This is a genomic window from Herbaspirillum sp. (assembly GCF_017744395.1).
Taxonomy (GTDB): Bacteria; Pseudomonadota; Gammaproteobacteria; order Burkholderiales; family Burkholderiaceae_D; genus Herbaspirillum.
Genome location: NZ_JAGIBI010000004.1, coordinates 193,446 through 212,972 on the forward strand (window position 1 = coordinate 193,446; position 19,527 = coordinate 212,972).

At 63.7% G+C, this 19,527-nt stretch carries 19 protein-coding genes; 15 read left to right on the forward strand and 4 right to left on the reverse strand.

Annotated features, from left to right (window positions below):
- Position 1 precedes the first annotated feature (1 nt).
- The 13 genes from coaBC to J7548_RS13420 all read left to right on the forward strand — a co-directional run bounded on the left by coaBC (position 2) and on the right by J7548_RS13420 (position 11,896).
- Positions 2–1,198, forward strand: coding sequence for a bifunctional phosphopantothenoylcysteine decarboxylase/phosphopantothenate--cysteine ligase CoaBC (gene coaBC, locus J7548_RS13360; RefSeq protein WP_290975098.1), 1,197 nt, complete (start codon positions 2–4; stop codon positions 1,196–1,198).
- 428 nt (positions 1,199–1,626) lie between these two features.
- Positions 1,627–2,211, forward strand: coding sequence for a prepilin peptidase (locus J7548_RS13365; RefSeq protein WP_290975099.1), 585 nt, complete (start codon positions 1,627–1,629; stop codon positions 2,209–2,211).
- A gap of 35 nt (positions 2,212–2,246) precedes the next feature.
- Complete coding sequence (cpaB, locus tag J7548_RS13370; RefSeq protein ID WP_290975100.1) at positions 2,247–3,107, forward strand: Flp pilus assembly protein CpaB; 861 nt, start codon at positions 2,247–2,249, stop codon at positions 3,105–3,107.
- Between the two features lie 162 nt (positions 3,108–3,269).
- The gene (locus tag J7548_RS13375; RefSeq protein ID WP_366005445.1) at positions 3,270–4,715 is read left to right on the forward strand and encodes a type II and III secretion system protein family protein; all 1,446 of its coding nucleotides are present in this window, start codon (positions 3,270–3,272) and stop codon (positions 4,713–4,715) included.
- Between the two features lie 12 nt (positions 4,716–4,727).
- Entirely contained in the window at positions 4,728–5,018 is a 291-nt protein-coding gene (locus J7548_RS13380) for a hypothetical protein (protein ID WP_290975101.1), read from the forward strand.
- Positions 5,019–5,178: 160 nt separating this feature from the next.
- Complete coding sequence (locus J7548_RS13385) at positions 5,179–5,379, forward strand: Flp family type IVb pilin (RefSeq protein WP_290975102.1); 201 nt, start codon at positions 5,179–5,181, stop codon at positions 5,377–5,379.
- A 76-nt stretch (positions 5,380–5,455) separates the two neighbouring features.
- Positions 5,456–5,635: a Flp family type IVb pilin gene (locus J7548_RS13390; protein ID WP_290975103.1), complete on the forward strand. Its 180-nt coding sequence runs from the start codon at positions 5,456–5,458 to the stop codon at positions 5,633–5,635.
- A 118-nt stretch (positions 5,636–5,753) separates the two neighbouring features.
- Positions 5,754–6,212, forward strand: coding sequence for a TadE/TadG family type IV pilus assembly protein (locus J7548_RS13395; protein ID WP_290975104.1), 459 nt, complete (start codon positions 5,754–5,756; stop codon positions 6,210–6,212).
- 12 nt (positions 6,213–6,224) lie between these two features.
- Positions 6,225–7,361 carry a pilus assembly protein TadG-related protein gene (locus J7548_RS13400; RefSeq protein WP_290975105.1) on the forward strand — a complete coding sequence of 379 codons (1,137 nt, stop codon included), beginning with the start codon at positions 6,225–6,227 and terminating at the stop codon, positions 7,359–7,361.
- 19 nt (positions 7,362–7,380) lie between these two features.
- Complete coding sequence (locus J7548_RS13405; RefSeq protein ID WP_290975106.1) at positions 7,381–8,529, forward strand: AAA family ATPase; 1,149 nt, start codon at positions 7,381–7,383, stop codon at positions 8,527–8,529.
- Positions 8,530–8,583: 54 nt separating this feature from the next.
- On the forward strand, positions 8,584–9,930 hold the full coding sequence (locus J7548_RS13410; protein ID WP_290975107.1) for a CpaF family protein: 1,347 nt from the start codon (positions 8,584–8,586) through the stop codon (positions 9,928–9,930).
- 19 nt (positions 9,931–9,949) lie between these two features.
- Entirely contained in the window at positions 9,950–10,942 is a 993-nt protein-coding gene (locus J7548_RS13415) for a type II secretion system F family protein (RefSeq protein WP_290975108.1), read from the forward strand.
- 42 nt (positions 10,943–10,984) lie between these two features.
- Complete coding sequence (locus J7548_RS13420) at positions 10,985–11,896, forward strand: type II secretion system F family protein (RefSeq protein ID WP_290975109.1); 912 nt, start codon at positions 10,985–10,987, stop codon at positions 11,894–11,896.
- 50 nt (positions 11,897–11,946) lie between these two features.
- On the opposite strand, the gene J7548_RS13425 is transcribed toward J7548_RS13420, so the two are convergent.
- On the reverse strand, positions 11,947–12,654 hold the full coding sequence (locus J7548_RS13425) for a response regulator transcription factor (RefSeq protein ID WP_290975110.1): 708 nt from the start codon (positions 12,652–12,654) through the stop codon (positions 11,947–11,949).
- A gap of 35 nt (positions 12,655–12,689) precedes the next feature.
- Positions 12,690–14,345 (reverse strand): histidine kinase, encoded by a 1,656-nt coding sequence (locus J7548_RS13430; RefSeq protein WP_290975111.1) that lies wholly within the window; start codon positions 14,343–14,345, stop codon positions 12,690–12,692.
- 669 nt (positions 14,346–15,014) lie between these two features.
- Between J7548_RS13430 and dut the strand changes: the two genes are divergently transcribed.
- Both dut and J7548_RS13440 read left to right on the forward strand, forming a co-directional pair.
- Positions 15,015–15,476, forward strand: a complete 462-nt coding sequence (gene dut, locus J7548_RS13435) for a dUTP diphosphatase (RefSeq protein WP_290975112.1) — start codon at positions 15,015–15,017, stop codon at positions 15,474–15,476.
- A gap of 11 nt (positions 15,477–15,487) precedes the next feature.
- Positions 15,488–16,579 carry a M48 family metallopeptidase gene (locus tag J7548_RS13440; protein WP_290975113.1) on the forward strand — a complete coding sequence of 364 codons (1,092 nt, stop codon included), beginning with the start codon at positions 15,488–15,490 and terminating at the stop codon, positions 16,577–16,579.
- 155 nt (positions 16,580–16,734) lie between these two features.
- Here J7548_RS13440 and clpA read toward each other — a convergent pair whose 3' ends face one another.
- Entirely contained in the window at positions 16,735–19,038 is a 2,304-nt protein-coding gene (clpA, locus tag J7548_RS13445) for an ATP-dependent Clp protease ATP-binding subunit ClpA (protein ID WP_290975114.1), read from the reverse strand.
- Complete coding sequence (gene clpS / locus J7548_RS13450; RefSeq protein WP_013233417.1) at positions 19,035–19,349, reverse strand: ATP-dependent Clp protease adapter ClpS; 315 nt, start codon at positions 19,347–19,349, stop codon at positions 19,035–19,037. The genes clpA and clpS overlap by 4 nt, the downstream gene beginning before the upstream one ends.
- Between the last annotated feature and the right edge of the window lie 178 nt (positions 19,350–19,527).

Genomic DNA, 19,527 nt, shown 5'->3' on the forward strand with positions numbered 1-19,527 from the left:
TATGAATCTCGCTGGCAAGAAAATCGTACTCGGCCTGACCGGCGGCGTGGCCTGCTACAAGGCCGCCATGCTGGCGCGCGAACTGGGCCGCGCCGGCGCCTCGGTGCAGGTGGTGATGACGGCCGCGGCCACGCAATTCATCACCGCGGTCACCATGCAGGCGCTGACCGGCAACACGGTCTACACCGACCAGTGGGATGCGCGCATCGCCAACAACATGCCGCACATCGACCTCACGCGCGATGCCGACGCCATCGTGATCGTGCCCTGCTCCACCGATTTCATGTCCAAGCTGGCGCACGGCGCCTGCGACGACCTGCTCTCCACGCTGTGCATCGCCCGTCCGGCGCGCGTGCCGCTGATGGTGGCGCCGGCCATGAACGTGGAGATGTGGCAGAACCCGGCCACCCAGCGCAACGTGCGCCAGCTGCGCGAAGACGGCATCCTGCTGCTGGGCCCCGACGCCGGCGCGCAAGCCTGCGGCGAAATGGGCGAAGGCCGCATGCTGGAGCCGGCGCAACTGATGGAAGACATCATCGCCGCGTTCCAGCCCAAGCTGCTGGCCGGCCGCCGCGTGCTGCTCACCGCCGGCCCGACGTTCGAGCCGATCGACCCGGTGCGCGGCATCACCAATCTCTCTTCCGGCAAGATGGGTTACGCGCTGGCGCGCGCCGCGCGCGAAGCCGGCGCCGAGGTCACGCTGGTGTCCGGCCCGACCGCGCTGGATGCGCCGCACGGGGTGCGGCGCATCGATGTGCAGACCGCGCAGCAGATGCGCGACGCCGTAATGGCCAATGTCGCCGGCCAGGACATCTTCGTCGCAGTGGCGGCGGTGGCCGACTGGCGTGTGGCCAATGCCAGCACGCAAAAGCTGAAGAAGGACGCCGACGGCGCCGCGCCGCAATTGCAGTTCGCGCAGAATCCCGACATCCTGGCCGAAGTCGCCGCCCTGCCCCGGCGCCCCTATTGCGTGGGCTTCGCCGCCGAATCGGAAAACCTGGAACAATACGGCGCGGCCAAGCGGGTGAAGAAGAACATCCCGCTGCTGGTGGGCAACCTCGGCCCCCAGACCTTCGGCCGCGACGACAATGCCCTGATGCTGTTCGACGAACAAGGCCACACCAGCCTGCCGCCGGCCGGCAAGCTGGCGCTGGCGCGCCAGCTCGTGCGCGAGATCGCGCGCCGCATGGCGGCCTGAACTCCTCTCTCCCCCTCTCCCCGGCCATCTGCGGCCGGGATTTTCCACTGCCTCCGGCTAGTGAATATCTCCTGCATGCCGCCTTCCAAATCGGGGACTTGATCCTGCCGAAATAGGGACGACCGGCTCATGTGCAGCCGCTGCCCGCTTCCTATACTGCACTCAACCTGAACAGCTACAGCGCCGCTGCAGACGTCGCGGTGGGGCGGCATCTACCTGGAGAGGCGTATGCGGCCTATCGAAAAATCATCGCGGGCATGCCGGCAATTGCATCGTGACGAACAAGGCCATTCCTGGCTCGAATTCGCGCTGGTAGTGCTGCTGATGTGCGTGGTGCTGCTCCTGTTGGTGATGGCGATGACGCCAACGAGGTGAGACGACTACGGCATGGCCGCATGGAAGCGGCATTGAAAGATGAGGACGAAATCATGCAAGAACTCCATTCCCTGCTGCAGCTGCTGATCATGCTCGCTACCGACGTGCGCATCGACGTGCTGTTCGCCTTGCTGCTGGCAGCGGCGGTGACGGATTACCGGAGTTATCGCATTCCCAATGGGCTGACCCTGTATGGCGCCCTGTTCGCCCTCGCCTATCACACCGCCACCGCCGCCGCTCCCTGGAGCGCGCTGGGATGGTCGGCCGCCGGCCTGGGCGTCGGGTTCTTCATGCTGCTGCCTTTCTATGCGATCGGCGTGATGGGGGCCGGCGACGTCAAGCTGATGGCCATGGCCGGCGCGTTCATCGGCCTCCCCGGCATCTTGTACGCATCGGTAGCCACATTCATTACCGGCGGCCTGCTTGCCCTGGCAGTCATCCTCTGCCGCCGGGTATTCACCAGGACGCTGGGCAACATCCGGATGATGTTCCAGGCGGTGGCGCTCTCCGCGCTGGGCGGCATCCGGCCTGACCTGCGGATCGAAACCCGCAAGTCGGTAGGCAAGCTTCCCTACGGCATCAGCATCGGGCTCGGCACGGCGGGATACGTCGTCGCGCACCAGCTCGGATATGTGTGATTGCCTTTGATCCCTTCAACCGATCAGGAATGACCATGAAAAACATCAAAGCTCTCGGACTGTTGCTGCTGGCGACGATGATAGGTCTTGGCGCGGCGGTGTACGCGGCAGGATGGGTGGCGCAGCAAGGCAACATCGCATCCAACAAGGTGGTAGTGGCTGCAATGGACATCGAGATCGGCAGCAAGATACTGCCGCAGATGCTCACCACGGTCGACTGGCCGAGCAGTTCCTTGCCCGGCGGCACCTTCAAGGATCCCAAGGAACTGCAGGACCGCGTGGTCAATGTCGGCCTGCTGCGCGGCGAGGCGGTGCTGGAGCGCAAGCTGGCGCCGGCCGGCACGCAGGGCGGGTTGTCCGCCGTCATCTCTCCCGGAAAACGCGCCATGACCGTCCGCGTCAATGACGTGGTGGGCGTGGCCGGGTTCGCCTTGCCGGGCAACTATGTGGACGTGATGGTCAATGCGCAGCAAGACAAGGGCCAGGACCGGATCCGTGGCGACGATAACCGCCAGATCAGCAAGACCGTGCTGGAACATGTGCTGGTCCTGGCCGTGGCGCAGGAAGTGGGACGCGACGACACCAAACCCAAGGTGGTCAACGCGGTCACGCTGGAACTGTCGCCGGAAGACTCTGAAAAACTCGACCTCGCCCGCAATGTCGGCACCCTGTCGCTGGTCTTGCGCAACCAGACCGATCGCCAGCCGGTGATGACCACCGGCATTACCAAGGACCAGTTGCTGGGCGAAGCGCCGGCCAAGGAAGCCAAGGAGCCCAAGGAAACGCCTGTGCCGCAAGTCGCCCAGGCCAAGCCGCGCGCCGTGCGCCACGCCCCCCAGCCCAAGGATTGCGTTGAGGTCGTGCAGAACGGCACGCGGGTCCTCAACTGCTTCTAACCAGCATCACGAAATCAAGATGAGGGAGGGATTCAAGTGAACAGCGACTACACCAAGCTAACGCTTCTTGCGGCGTTAGCGCTCACCAGCGGAACGTTCGCAAGCAGGCCGGCCGCGGCGGCGGTCACCTCCGCCAGCCTCAAGCCTTGCACCTCGGTAACCATGGACCCCGTGACCTATGTCACCCTCGGGAAATCCAGCGTGATCAGGCTCGAAGCGCCTGCTGCCCGGATGATCGTCGGCGGGCAACCGAGCAGCCGCGCGGGACGCCCCGCCGCCACCGACAAGGCGGCGCCGGCCGCCGGCGCCGCAGCCCCCGGCGGCGCGCCCGCAGCGGCCGCTGCCGTCGCGCAAGCCAGGAACGACAACGACGGCGTGGCCGATGTCGACATTACCCTGCTCAGCCCGCGCGAACTGTTCTTCCTCGGCCGCAAGGCCGGCTCCATGAACGTGGTGCTGCAAGGCGCCGACGGCCGCTGCACGGTCAAGGACATCGTCGTATCGATCGATCCCGATGCCTTGCAGTCGCGCATCCGCGACTTGATCCCGGAAGAGCGGAACGTACAGGTCAAAGGCGTGGAAAGCACACTGGTCCTGATCGGCACCGTCAACGATGCCGGCAACCTGGCCGAGATCATGGGACTGGCCAATTCTTACGGCGAAGGCCGCCGGGTGGTCAACCTGATGCGCGTAAAGTCGCCCCAGCAAGTCATGCTGGAAGTGAAGATCGCGGAAGTCAGCAAGACGCTGCTCGACCGCCTCGGCGCAAACCTGGGCATCAACCGGACCATCAACGGCACCTCCTATTCGCTCATCAGCAGTTTCCTGAGCGGCGGCAACGGCTTGCTGCAGGCATTGAACGCCGGCCGCACCCGGGTCGGCGTCGACGGCCAGAAGGATGACGGCCTGGTGCGCGTGCTGGCCGAGCCCAACATCATGGCCATCAGCGGCCAGCAGGCCAGCTTCCTGTCCGGCGGCAAGATATTCATCCCGGTGGCGCAAGGCAACGGCGTGGGCAGTACCACCATCACGCTGGAAGAGAAGGAATTCGGCATCGGCGTCAAGTTCCTCCCGACCGTGCTCAACGGCAGCCTGATCAACCTGAAGATGGTGTCGGAAGTGTCGGACCTGTCTCAGACCGGATCGCCCTTCACCACGGTCGGCGGCGTCACCGCCGTGCTGCCGTCGTTCACGGTGCGCCGGGCCGATACCACCGTGCAGCTCAACGACGGCCAGAGTTTCGCGATCGCCGGGCTGATCAAGAACAACGTGACCGGCACCGTCAAGCGCTTCCCGGGCCTGGGAGAAATCCCGGTGCTGGGCGCCCTGTTCGGCAGCACCGAGTTCCAGAACGACCGCACCGAGCTACTGTTCGTGATCACGCCGCACCTGGTCAAGCCGCTCGCGGAAGCGCCCACGCTGCCGACCGACAACCACATCCTGCCCAGCCGCGGCGCCGTGTACTTCAACGGCAAGCTGGAAGGTTCGCCGGCTCCCGCGGCCCAACCGCCCGCAACGCCGGCCCCCGGACCTGCGGCGCAGCCGATGCCGGATGTGATGTCTTCCCCCATACCTGCCCCGCAGGCTCCCGATTCCGAAGCGAAATGAAGAGGCACCGCCATGAACAAGATCGTCCCTTCCCTGTTCATCTTGCTGCTGGCCGGCTGCGCGACGTCGACGCCGGACTACGACGCCCGCTTTGGCGACGCCGTGCGCCAGGCCAAGGCCAAGATGATCATCAATCCGAATGCCGGCGCCAACCCTGACCAGGCGGCCGGCCTGGACGGCCAGGCGGCCGCCGAAGCAATGGGCCGCTACCACGATTCGTTCAAGACGCCGCCGCCGGCCACCAATGTGATCAACATCGGCGGCGGGCTGGGCGCCAACAACGCCGGCGCCACCGGCAAATAGAAAATAGAAAATGGCCCGCATGCGGCGGGGGCGGATGCCGGGCCGACAGAACGCAAATGGGAGCAAGGCAATTTAGTGCTTCGAGATTTGCAGTTGTAGAGCACCACCCCGGCAGTAGCAGGATCGTCAACCGCTGTTTGACCATTTGAAAGGTATGAAAATGAACACCCTACTCCACACCATCCGTTCCTTTGGCAAGGAAGAAGAAGGCGCCCAGGTCATCGAATATGCGCTGATCATCGCAGTCGTATCGATCGCCCTGGTGGTTGCGCTCAATGCGCTCACCGCGGCCGGCGGTGGCTTCTCGCAGTTCATCACGCGCGTGACCAACTGCCTCAAGACCGGCGGCACCTGCTCGTGAGCCAAGACCAGCCAGACGGGCCGGAGAGCAACCGGCCCGCCTTGGAAGGCTCCCGGATTTTTCCAAGGAGATAGCCATGCTGCAACGGATGCTTCGCGAAGAGGACGGCGCCCAGGTCATCGAGTACGCCCTGATCATTGCCGTCGTCTCGATCGCCCTGGTGATCGCGCTGTCGGCACTGTCCACCGGCACGTCGTTTTCGGATTTCGTCACCCGCGTCACCAATTGCCTGACGACCGGCGGAAGCTGTTCGTAAAACCCGGGGCGGCGCCCATGGGGGCGCGCCGCTTCCGGTGCAAGGCAGGCTGCGCCGCACTACCCGCCCCCGGCAACAAACTGTGGCAGGAAAACAGGTGCCTGCCGAGGGAGGCGTTATGCAACTTATGCAACGCAAGAACGAACGAGGATCCCAGGCGGTGGAGTTCGCGCTGGTGCTGCCTTTCCTCCTGATCGTCATTTTCCTGGTCATCGACTTCGCCTTCCTGCTCTATGACAAGGCGGTGATCACCAACGCCAGCCGCGAAGCGGCCCGCGCGGGCACGGTGCTCAGCGCCACCCCATGGTCGACCACATCGGTGGCGGCGGTCGCCTGCACCTATGTGACCGGTGCGCTCATTTCGATGAAAAGCGGCACCAAGACGGCCTCGTGCAACGGCACCGCCGATCCGGTCATTACCGTCTCCAATCCCAACGGCAACGTGCCGCCGGCATTCGGCGACCCGGTCACGGTCCAGATCAGCTACACGTATTCCGGTTTCCTCAATACCGCTACCGGCTGGATCAGCGTCGCGCCCTGGAGCCTCACGGCCGCCAGCACGATGAACCACGAATGAAGGAGAAGCGCCATGTTGCACACATCATCGCACCGGCAGGAAGGGGCCATGATCATCACGGTCGCGTTCTGGTTCATCGCATTGATCGCGTTCGCCGCGCTGGCCTTTGATGTCGGCCACCTGCTGGTGGTGCGCAACGAACTGCAGAACGCGGCGGACGCCGCCGCGCTGGCCGGCGCCAATTGCCTGGACAAGACCCCGGCGGCATCCGGCAGCGACTGCACCAGCGCCAATTCCACCACCCTGCACTGGGCGGTCGCCGCCGCCAAGGCCAGCAGCTCCATCGGCATGAACAGTTCCGACAGCGTCGCGCTGGCCAACGGCACCGTGCAGACGGGCTACTGGAACATCAACGGCGGCAGCAGCCTGCAGCCGACCACCCTGTCGCCGCTGGGGCCATGCACGATCGTTGGCGGCGTCATGACCACGGCTTGCGACAAGCCGGCGGTCATGGTCACGCTGAACAAGGCCGCCGGCAGCAACGGCGGCCCGGTGGGCACGCTGATCGCGGCCATGTTCAGCGGCGTGGGCATCTCGCTCACCGCCAACGCGGTGGCGGTGATTTCATCGCCGGGGCAAGTCAGTGCCGGGGCGCTGATCCCCTATGCCGTGAACAAGTGCTTGTACGACCTGTATTGGGATTCGACCACCAACCTGCCCAAGACCGCGACCGCCACCACGCTCAACGGCGTGCCGCAGGTCATCGGCCAGCCATGGGAACTGCGCATCGGTTCGTCCTACCATTATCCGAACTGCGATTCCGGCCAATGGACCTCGTTCCAGCAAAACGTCAACAGCGACTCCGCGATAAAGGGCCTGATCGTCAACGGCAATTCCGCGCCGTTGGCCATCGGCGACAACACCTGGATCCAGACAGGCACCAAGGCTTCGTCGTTCAACGATTTGTCCGCGCAATACCCGACCCCGCCCGGCGCCGACGTGACGGTGCCGGTCGTGGACCAGCCGGCCGGCTGGGTCACCAACACCCAGGCGCCGATCGTCGCCTTCGGCGCCTTCCATATCGACGATATCCAGGGCGGCAGCGGCAAGTACGTACAGGGGCATTTCATCCCCATCACCACCAGCGGCGGCTCCAGCGGCGGCGGGCCGAACTTCGGCTCCTATACGCCGCCACGGCTGGCGCACTAAGTGCCGACGGGAGAACCCGATGAAGATCGCTGTGATTTCACCGCATGCAGGCAGGCTCACCGAAATGGGCGCCGTGCTGCGCGCGCAGGCCCACCAGGTCAGCCTGGCCGAAGGCGACAAGCACCATATGCGCCTCGTGGCGGAACAGGAGCGGCCGGACCTGATGCTGGTCGACGGCAGCATCTGCGACATGCACGACCTGTCCATGGTGGAAAAGGTGACCGCCAGCTTTCCTCAGATGGCCGTGATCCTGCTGTGCGCCACGCAGAACCAGGACTTCCTGATCGGCGCCATGCGCGCCGGCGTGCGGGAAGTATTGCCCTCGCCGGCGCCGCTCGAGGCCCTGAACGCGGCGGTGGGCCGCGTCGCGGCCAAGCAGCCCGGCGGCGGCCACAAGGCCGCCGGCAAGATCCTAGCGTTCATGTCGTGCAAAGGCGGTAGCGGCGCGACCTTCCTCGCCACCAACCTCGGTTACCAATTGGCGCGGACCAGTTCGGTGCTGCTCATCGACCTCAACCTGCAGTTCGGCGACGCCTTGTCGTTCGTCCATGAAGAACGCCCATCCTCGACGCTGGCGGACGTGGTGCGGGAAATCAAGCGCCTCGACGCGCTGTTCCTGGCCGGCAGCGCGGTGCAGATCGCACCCAACTACAGCATCCTGGCCGCACCGGAAGATCCGGCACAGGCGCTCACCATCAAACCCGAGCACCTGGAGGCGATCCTCGCCCTGGCGGTTTCCCGGTACGACTTCATTTTGCTGGATGTGGGACGCAGCCTGGATGTGCTGAGCATCAAGGCGCTCGACCGGGCGCACAAGATATTCCCGGTGATCCAGGCCAGCTTGCCGGACCTGCGCCACGCCAGGAAGCTGCTGGCCCTGTTCAAATCGCTGGACTACCCGCAGGACAAGGTCGAGCTGGTGGTCAACCGCTTTTCCGGCAACGGCGAGATCGGCCTGGACGAAATCCGGCGGACGCTGTCCGTCGATACGATCCATACCATTCCGAATTCCTTCAAGGAGGTCAACGACTCCATCAACCACGGCGACCTGCTGGCAGAGATGCAGCGGTCCAATGCGATCGTCCGCAACCTGGCGTCGTTCGCGCTGTCGCTGGGTTCCAGGGAAGAAGAGAGCCGCGGATTTTTCGAGCGCTTGTTCAAACGCTGATGCGCGCGGCATTTATCCAAGGCGAGGCAGCCAATCCAACCGGAGCAGATCAACATGTCCTTTCGAGAAAAACTCAGCGCCGCCGATGACGGCGCCGCCCTCCAGGGGAGGGCACAGGCGGCCAGCGACGGCTACAAGGCGCTCAAGGGGCGCATCCACCTGAAGCTGCTCGACAGGTTCGACCTGGCGGTGCTGGAGAACCTCTCTCCCGACGTGCTGCGCAGCGAGATTTCCGCCATGGTGGAGCGGCTGCTGCAGGACGAACGCGCCGCCATCAACGATATAGAGCGCCGCTCCCTGATCCGCGACATCCAGCACGAAATGCTGGGTTTCGGCCCGCTGGAACTGCTCATGGCCGATCCGGCGGTATCGGACATCCTGGTCAATTCCTACGACCAGATCTATGTCGAACGCCGCGGCATGCTGGAACTGACCAATGTCACCTTCACCGATGAGAAGCACCTGATGCGCATCATCGACAAGATCGTCTCGCTGGTCGGGCGCCGCATCGACGAGTCGAGCCCGATGGTGGACGCCCGCCTGCCCGACGGCTCGCGCGTGAACGCCATCATTCCGCCCATCGCGCTGGACGGCCCGATGGTCTCGATCCGCCGTTTCGCGCGCACGCCGCTGAAGATGGAAAACCTGGTCCAGGAATACAAGAGCCTCACGCCGGAAATGGCCGAGATGCTGGAAATGCTGTGCAAGGCCAAGGTCAACATGCTGGTGTCGGGCGGCACCGGTTCGGGCAAGACCACGCTGCTCAACATCCTGTCCGGCTACATTCCGGTGTCCGAGCGGGTGGTGACGATCGAGGACGCCGCCGAACTGCAGATGCAGCAGCCGCACGTGGTGCGGCTGGAGACCCGGCCGATGAATATCGAGGGCAAGGGCGAGATCACGCAGCGGGCGCTGGTGCGCAACGCCCTGCGCATGCGCCCCGACCGCATCGTGATCGGCGAAGTCCGCGGCGCGGAAGCGGCCGACATGCTGCAGGCGATGAATACCGGCCATGAGGGCTCGCTGACCACCATCCACGCCAATACCCCGCGCGATGCCCTGTCGCGCCTGGAGAACATGATCAGCATGGCCGACCTGAACCTGCCGCACAAGGCATCGCGCCAGCAGATCGCCTCGGCCATCACGGTCGTGGTGCAGGCGGTGCGCCTGACCGACGGGCGGCGCAAGGTGGTCAGCATCCAGGAAATCACCGGCATGGAGGGCGACATCATCTGCATGCAGGAGATCTTCTCCTTCAAGCAGACCGGCGTGACCGACGCCGGCGCCGTGCAGGGCTACTTCCACGCCACGGGCGTGCGGCCCAAGTTCGGCGACCGGCTGCGCGCCTTCGGCATGACGCTGCCCGACAGCATGTTCGATCCCGCCAGGCACTACCAGTAAAGAGTAAAGGAGGCGCATCATGTGGAACGCCATAGGAAGCAACGGCTTCATGATCCTGGCGGTGCTGGTGTTCGTCGCGGTGCTGCTGCTGCTGGAAGGCGGCTACATGCTGTGGCGCACCTACAAGGGACCGGAAGCCAGGAAAATCGAACGCCGCCTGCAGGCGCTGTCGGCATCGTTTGACGATACCGGCCAGGCGCACCTGCTCAAGGCCCGCATGCTCAGTGAACTGCCGTTGCTGGAACGGCTCATGCAAAGCATTCCGCGCGTGCATCACCTGGACCGTTTCATCTACCAGTCCAACCTTGACTGGACGGTATCGATGGTCCTGCTGGGAGGCATCGTCCTGGCCGGGCTGGGCTATGTGGCCACGACGATGGTGGCGCGGCAAGACGCCTGGCTGGGCCTGCTGGCGGCGCTGTGCTGCGCCGCGCTGCCGCTGCTGTACGTGCAGAAGCGCCGCGCGCGCCGCATGAGCCAGATAGGCCGGCAGCTTCCGGACGCGCTGGACCTGCTCACGCGCGCGCTGCGCGCCGGCCACGCCTTCTCCTCCGGGCTGAAAATGATCGGCGACGAGATGCCGGAGCCGATTTCCGGTGAGTTCAGGATCATCCACGACGAGATCAATTTCGGCATATCGCTGCAGCAGGCGCTGACCAACCTGAGCGAGCGCCTCCCTATCACCGACGTGCGCTATTTCGTGGTCGCGGTGCTGATCCAGCGCGATTCCGGCGGCAACCTGACCGAGATCCTGGGCAAGCTCAGCACGCTCATCCGCGAGCGCATGAAACTGGCCGTCAAGGTGCGCGTGCTGTCCTCGGAAGGACGCTTGTCGGCGTGGATCCTGGCCTGCATGCCATTCGCCTTGGGCGGGATCATCTTCGTGGTGAATCCGGAATTCATGTCGCCGTTGTGGACAGACCGCCTGGGCGTGCAATTCATGAAGTACACATTGGCAATGATGGTCGTGGGCATCTTCGTGCTGCGCAAGCTGATCAGGATCCGCGTCTGAATCCGGCCCGGCCATGTATCCAAAGACGTGAAGGAGCATCAAATGTTACTGCTACCGATCCTCGTTTTTTTCGCCGTGACGCTGGGGCTGGCGGCCTTGTTCCTGTGGCTGGCGCCAAGCCGCACGACGCAGCGCCTGCGGGCGATGTCGGGCGGCCAGGACCAGGCGACATGGTCCTCCACCATGGTCAGCCTGGTCGGGCCGTTCGCCAGGTTGTCGTCTCCCTCCGGCAACTGGGAGACTTCCGCGCTGCGGCTCAAGTTCATCCGCGCGGGCATCCGCAGCGACGACGCCCGGATCATCTATTTCGGCCTCAAGACCTTGCTGCCGGTCGTTTTCCTGGCGCTGGCCTACCTGGCCCTACAAGCGGCGGGCTACCGGCAGGGCATGGGTTTCCTGCTGTACCTGCTGGTCACCGCCGCGGTGGGATGCGTGCTGCCCAACGTGCTGCTGCATTGGATGATGCGGCGGCGGGTCAGGGAAATGTTCGAGAACTTCCCCGATGCGGCCGACCTGCTGCTGATCTGCATCGAAGCCGGCCTCGGGCTGGATGCATCGCTGCTGCGCGTGGCCGAGGAGATTCGCCTGAAAAGCAGCGCGCTGGCCGACGAATTGCACCTGACCAACCTGGAAATCCGCGCCGGCGGCACCCGCGAATCCGCCCTGCACAACCTGGCCCTGCGCACCGGCGTGGAGGAAATCGTCACCTTCGCCACGATGCTCAACCAGGCCGACAAGTTCGGCACCAGCATCGGCGATTCGCTGCGCGTGTTCTCCGAGGACTTGCGCAACAAGCGCCAGGCGCGGGCCGAAGAGAAAGCCGTGAAAGTGCCTACCAAGATGCTGTTCCCGCTGGTGGTCTTCATCTTCCCGGCCATCGTGATGGTGATCATGGGGCCGGCGGTGATCCGCCTGGTGCGCACCATCCTGCCCATGCTCAATGGCGGCGGATGAGAAGCCGCGCCGTCCGGGACGGCGCGGCAGGCGATTCCTGCAAAAAGCGCTCAGCGCTGCCGCAGCGGCCGCTCCGTCTCCCCGGCGGTCGCGCAGCATAGCTGGTGCTTGATCGCATACACATACAGTTCCAGCCGGTTGCTCACGCTGAGCTTGTGGTAGATCGAAGTCAGGTGGTTGCTCAAGGTATGTTCCGAGATGAACAGGGCTTGCGCCAGCGTCTTGTTGGATGCCCCGCTGCTGTTGACGATGGCCGAGATGACCTTCTGTTCCCTGGCGGTCAGGGTGGATTGCCTCTCCGCCTCCGGATTGCTCCTGGCCACGTTGCGGGGATCCAGCAGCTCGCCGAATACGCGCCCCAGCGTATCGTGGTCCAGCCACAGCTCGCCAAGGTGGATCTTCTCGATGGCCTTGATCACCTGTTCCGCCGAGGCCGTCTTGCACAGTACCCCGCGCACCCCGCGCTTGACCGCCTGGTCCAGCAAGGCCTGGTCGCGCGATCCCGAAAGCACCAGGATGCGCGCCGGACTGGCGGCCAGCAGCGCCGGCAGGATATCGACGGCCGAAGCGCCGTCCAGGTCCAGGTCGAGCACAATGATATCCGGACTGAGCGCGGCCGCCGCCGCCAGCGTCCCTTCGATATTCCTTGCCGTACCTGCCAGTTCCATGCGCGGCCGCTGGCTTTCGATCAGGCGGCTCAACCCCCATAGCATCGTCTCGTGGTCATCGACCAGCATGACGCGAATTGTCGTATGCATTTTCTTTTTCCCTGCCCTCCAATTGGAGGCTTTGCCTATATTGGAATTTCTATCAACACGACGGTACTGCCGTCGCTTCCCTCGCTGACGCGTGTCAGGCCTCCCAAGGCCGCGGCGCGCTCAGTCAGCGAAGACGGTGAAAAATCGGTGAAACCAGCCCCTCCCCCTTCATTGACGATCTCGATTTCGATATGGTCCCCGGCGCGGCGCAGGGTCACTCCGCCATGCCGTGCCCGGCTATGTTTGCAAATGTTGTACAAGCCCTCCCGCACCAGTTGCACCACCTCTGCGTTGAAGCGGTCGTTCATGCCCGGCAGGTCGTCCATCTCGAGGGCGATATCGATGCCGTAGAACGCGTGTATCTGGCTGATCTGCTGCTGCAGCGCCGTGCGCAGCATGGGTTCGGAGGGCACCGCCGTGCGCACGATGCGGGCGTAATGGCGCAGGTCGTCGATGACGCAGGTGGTCATGTCCACCAGCTTGCTGATATCGGAAAACAGGGCATTGTCCGGCGCCGCCTTGTTGCGCAAGGCGTTGAGGCCGAGCTTGAGGCCGATGTAGGGTTGCAGCGTGGTGTCGTGGATATCCAGCGAAATCTTCTTCCGCTCCTGCTGCGCGGCATCCGACGCCATGCGCGTGAGCAGGTCGATGTTGTCGATCACGGGAAAGGCCTGTTCGTTGACCTGCAATAGAAACAGCGCATCATGCTTGCCCAGGTGCCGCTGGCCGGCGACGACGAACAGCCGGCCCTCGCGATTGCGCAGCGTAAACGGCGCACTGATCAGCGACTCGGCCTCCAGCAGTTCGGTCAGGTCCGGCCCTTCCTGGCTGTCCGGCCGCACCCATTTCTCCTGGCCGCTATCGTAGGCCGCCGTGGCCGCCTTCCACGGCCAGCGCGGATGCGGCAGGCGTTCGCATGCCAGCACATGGCTGGCATGCGGGGCCAACAATGGTGCGATGGCCTGGGCGTCGACCGTCTCGCTGCTGAAATCGCAGGAGCCGTACCGGCGCGAGAGCGTCAGCAGTTCGTAGCCATCTTCGGTATGGTCGGGAAGGACGCAGATGCAGCGCCGGGCGTGGAAGAATTCCGCGGTTTGCAGCAGCGTGGTGCGCAATGTCTGTTCGGCCCCGAAACGGGGATTGGACAGTTTGCTGACGTTGCGCAACAGGATCAGGCGCCGTTTCAATTCGAGCTGGGATTCCCCCCAGCGCGCGCTCAGGTAACCGAAGACGAGAAGGAAGGTCAGGCGCAGCAGCATCCGGGAAAGGTCGGTACGCAGCTCGTACGGCACATGGCATAACGCGAACAGGACGGCCGAGGCGATGGTGATGCGCGCGCCTTCTTCGAAGCCCCAGCGGAAAGAGGTGGTCAGGATGGCCGGAAAGAACAGGAAGAAATAGCTGCCGATGCCGCCGGAGAACAGCACGATCAGCGCGTACCAGCAGATGTCCAGCCAGGGCACCAGCCTGCTGTCGGTCACCGGATGCCGCGCCAGGGTCGCGGCATAGACTACGCCGCTATGGGCGACATAGCCCGCCAGCACCAGCCAGGTCGCCTGCTGCGCGCGATCGCCGCCGGGCGGATCGATCAGTACCGCCAGCAGCACCGAAATCGCCAGCAGCAGGCGCATGCGCGCAATCAGCGTGGCATCCGCCAGATCCATTTCCCAGCGTACCGCTCGTGGCTGCATGTTCGGTCGTATCGTTGCCATGCTGCATGGCCCCTGCGATCGGGAAAGCCAATGGCTGCGCGACAGACGCGGCCAACCTCGATGCCCTTCCCGTTTTACGGCAGTCGGCCGGGAGCCAATCCCCGAACCCCGGACACCGGCGATCCCCGCTTTCGTGCATTGCCGTAGTGCGCGTTAGCTTGACGATGGTCCGCCTGGCTGATTTCATTGTATGTGAGGTAGTGACAAAAGATAAACATTTACGGATTTTTTTTACGAACCGCCCGCAAATTTGTTGTATTTAAATTCCGCCGCCAGCGTGCTTTTCCAGCCGGAAAACAAGCCATTTCCAGGGCGCATTTAAATTCCGCCGGACCCGCACCAAATGCGAGCATGGATTGATCGCCGCACAAGCCCGGAGTCCCTTCGCGCATGACAATTACGCGCACGCCGGCCATGGCGCGGCGAAGACGCTTCCCGCTTTCGGTAACATGATGAAACTCCGCTTGACCCTGGGACGGTGCGGGCCCATCCTGCCGGTTTGGATCGTTCGAACAAGGATCGCCGGCAAGAAAAATCCACTCGCAAACGGAAATTGCTAGAATTGCCCGTCCGGGTGATGTCCGCCATAAGTTGCCGCGCACACATTGCCGTTATTGTCGTTTTACATCCCCCCACCACGATAGAAATATGCATCGTCGAATTGAAGCCCGTATCGTCAGCCCCCTTCTTGGCGAACAAATTCCTGTTCCCTCTTATGCCACCGATGGTTCCGCCGCGCTGGACTTGCGCGCATGCATCGAAGCCCCGGTCACAATCCGCGCCGGCGGCCGGGAGTTGATCAAGACCGGCCTGGCCATCAACATGATGGACCCGGCCCTGGTGGCGATCGTGGCCTCGCGTTCCGGCCTGTCCCTGAAGCATGGCCTGCATGTGGCCCAGGGCATCGGGGTGATCGATGCCGACTACCACGGCGAGATCGCGGTCATCCTGGCCAATTCCGGCAGCGAGGACTACGTGGTGCAGCCCGGCGACCGTATCGCGCAACTGATGTTCCAGCCGGTTGTGCAGGTCGCCCTGAGTTTCGTGGAAAAGTTCTCGACGGAGACGGAGCGCGGGGAAGGCGGTTTCGGCAGCACGGGCAAACACTGATGGAGAACCGCATGTTCGCACCCTGCCTGCCCGCGTGGCAGAAGATAAGGAATTTCGCGGCACTGGCGCCGCTGGCCGTCTTGGCCGCCTGCGCCACACAGGAAACCGGAACGCCGGCTGCGCCCGGCGGCAACGTCCCCGCATCGGTCTCGACGCAAGCGCCAAAGCCGGCGGAAACCCGCCAGCAAAAGGAACTGCGCGAGCTGATCGCGCAACAGGACCGGCTGTACCGCGTAGCGGCGCCGCTGCTGACCAGCAACGCGCAACTGTGCCGCGGCAATGCGCGCAATCTGCTCGGCTTCACCGCCAAGAACAAGTATTCCTTCCCGATCGAATATGCCGACACGGCGCGCAGCCTGGGCTATGACGACCGCCTGCAGGTCACCGGCGTGCTGCCCGGCAGCGGCGCCGAACAGGCCGGCATCCAGCGCGGCGACCTGCTGGTGGCGCTGGCCGGCAAGCCGATGCCGCAAGGCACCGACGCCGAACGCCAGGCCGCCGTGCTGCTCTCCCCGCTGGTGGTGAAGAAGGCGCCGATCAGCCTGGGCGTGCAGCGCAACGGCCAGCAACGCGCCATCAATGTGCCGCTGACGTTCGCCTGCGCCTTCAGCATCGAGCTGGGCAATGCCGACAACGTCAACACCTATGCCGACGGCCGCCGCGTGCTGATTACCCGCGGTATGCTCAAATTCACCCAGAACGACGATGAACTGGCCTACCTGATCGCCAAGGACATGGCCCACAACATCCTCGGCCATGCGATCCGCCAGCGCATGGTGTCGACCATCGCCGAAGTGATCGACAACCTGCTGCTGCCGCATCCGGACCCGACCACCACGGCCGGCACCGCCGGCATCCGCGTCTATCCGCAGGACCTCGATGCGGCGGCCGATACGCTCTCGCTCTACCTGCTGGCGCGCGCCGGCTACAACATCGACAATGTGCCGGCCTTCTGGAAGCGCCTGTCGGACCAGTATCCGGCCAGCGTGACCAACGGCTACACGGCCTTGCACCCATCGACGGCCTACCGCCTCTCGATGATCGACAAGGTGACCCAGATCGTGAAGGCCAAGCAGGAAGCGGGCAAGCCGCTGATGCCCTGAGAACCGGTTCACAGGTAGCTTAGAACGTTAGAACGGCGCGGGAGAATATCTCCCGCGCCGTTCTTTTTTCCATGCCCGGCATGAAGGCCGGGCAAGCGCAAATGAAAAAGCCGGAACATCGTTCCGGCTTTTTCGTTGCTGCGCGTGAGTGAAGCCTATTCGACTTCCAGCTTTTCCTGCGGTTCTTCGGGCGGCGCCGAGTCGTCTCCTTCCGGGAACTCCAGCTTGACCTGGTCCTTGTCGTCCATCTCCACGGTCACGCGGCCGCCGTTGACCAGCTTGCCGAACAGCAGTTCGTCGGCCAGCGCCTTGCGGATCATGTCCTGGATCAGGCGCGACATCGGGCGCGCGCCCATCAGCGGATCGAAGCCCTTCTTGCCCAGGAACTTGCGCAAGCTCTCGGAGAAGACGGCTTCCACCTTCTTCTCGTGCAGCTGCTCTTCCAGCTGCATCAGGAACTTGTCGACCACGCGCAGGATGATTTCCTCGTCCAGCGGGCGGAAGCTGATGATCGCATCCAGGCGGTTGCGGAACTCGGGGGTGAACATGCGCTTGATGTCCGCCATCTCGTCGCCGGCTTCCTTCTTCTCGGTGAAGCCGATGGTGCGCCGCTGCAAGCTCTCGGCGCCCGCATTGGTGGTCATGATGATGATCACGTTGCGGAAGTCGGTCTTGCGGCCGTTGTTGTCGGTCAGCGTGCCATGGTCCATCACCTGCAGCAGGATGTTGAAGATGTCCGGATGCGCCTTTTCGATTTCGTCCAGCAGCAGCACCGCATGCGGCTTCTTGTTGATGGCTTCGGTCAGCAGGCCGCCCTGGTCGAAACCGACATAGCCCGGCGGCGCGCCGATCAGGCGGCTGACCGCATGGCGCTCCATGTATTCGGACATGTCGAAACGCACCAGCTCGATGCCCAGGATGAAGGCCAGCTGCTTCGCCACTTCGGTCTTGCCCACGCCGGTCGGGCCGGAGAACAGGAAGGAGCCGATCGGCTTGTCGGTCTTGCCCAGGCCGGCGCGCGCCATCTTGATGGCCGACGACAAGGCCTCGATGGCAGGATCCTGGCCGAACACGACGTTCTTCAGGTCGCGCTCGATGGTCTGCAGCTTGACGCGGTCGTCCTGGTTGACCGATTGCGGCGGGATGCGCGCGATCTTGGAAATGATTTCCTCGATCTCGGGCTTGCCGATGGTCTTCTTCTGCTTCGACTTCGGCAGGATGCGCTGGGCCGCGCCGGCTTCGTCGATGACGTCGATCGCCTTGTCGGGCAGGTGGCGGTCATTGATGAAGCGGGCCGCCAGTTCGGCCGCCGAGGTCAGCGCCGAGGCGGAATACTTCACGCCGTGGTGCTCTTCGAACTTAGACTTCAGGCCACGCAGGATCTGCACGGTCTGCTCGACGGTCGGCTCGTTGACGTCGATCTTCTGGAAGCGGCGCGACAACGCGTGGTCCTTTTCGAACACGCCGCGGAACTCGGTGTAGGTGGTCGCGCCGATGCACTTCAGCTGGCCGCTGGAGAGCGCCGGCTTCAGCAGGTTGGACGCGTCCAGCGTGCCGCCCGAGGCGGAACCGGCGCCGATGATGGTGTGGATCTCGTCGATGAACAGGATGCCGTTGGGGCTGTCCTTCAATTGCTTGAGCACGGCCTTGAGGCGCTGTTCGAAATCGCCGCGGTACTTGGTGCCGGCCAGCAGCGCGCCCATGTCGAGCGAATACACGACGGCGTTCTTCAGGATTTCCGGCACGTCGCCCTGAGTCACGCGCCAGGCCAGGCCTTCGGCGATGGCGGTCTTGCCCACGCCGGCTTCGCCGACCAGCAGCGGATTGTTCTTGCGGCGGCGGCACAGGGTCTGGATCACGCGCTCGACCTCGGACTCGCGGCCGATCAGCGGGTCGATCTTGCCCTCGGCGGCGGCCTTGTTCAGGTTCTGGGTGAACTGGTCCAGCGGGCTTTCCTTCTGCTGGCCTTCGGCCTGCACGTCCTCGGCGCCTTCGGGCGCCTTCTGCGGATCGGCCTGCTGGTCCTTGCGCACGCCGTGCGAGATGAAGTTGACCACGTCCAGGCGGGTCACGCCCTGCTGGTGCAGGTAGTAAACAGCGTGCGAATCCTTCTCGCCGAAGATGGCCACCAGCACGTTGGCGCCGGTCACTTCCTTCTTGCCGTTGGAAGCCGACTGCACGTGCATGATGGCGCGCTGGATGACGCGCTGGAAGCCCAGCGTGGGCTGGGTGTCCACCTCGTTGGTGCCGGGCACGGTCGGGGTATTGTCGGTAATGAAATTGGTCAGCGTTTTGCGCAAATCGTCGATATTCACCGAGCAGGCGCGCAGCACTTCGGCCGCGGACGGGTTGTCCAGCAGCGCGAGCAGCAGGTGCTCCACGGTAATGAATTCATGACGCGATTGTCTGGCTTCGACAAAGGCCATATGCAAACTGACTTCAAGTTCCTGCGCAATCATGCTTCCTCCATCACGCATTGCAGGGGATGTCCTGCCTTTCGAGCGTGGGTTAAAACGAGTTCCACTTTAGTGGATGCGATATCTTTGGGATACACACCACACATTCCCTTCCCATCGCGGTGAACCTTGAGCATGATCTGCGTCGCAGTTTCACGGTCCTTGTTGAAGTACTGCTGGATGACGGCGACGACGAATTCCATCGGCGTATAGTCATCGTTCAACAACAGAACTTGGTACATCGGGGGCGGCTTAAGTTTCGATTCCTGCCGTTCCAGGACTGTACCGCCATCATTTTCGTGCTTGGTTGCCATGCGTTTATTCGACCATCAAAAGCTGTGCAACGCACAATGATTACACGTAAGATCCAGATGGATAGATATTACGCGTTTTCCCGATGCTGCGCAGATGACGGTGATTTATCCTAAATCAAGGGCTGCCGTCGCCATCGGCAAAACAGGGGGCCAAATTTTAAGTTGAAAACTGCTTGAC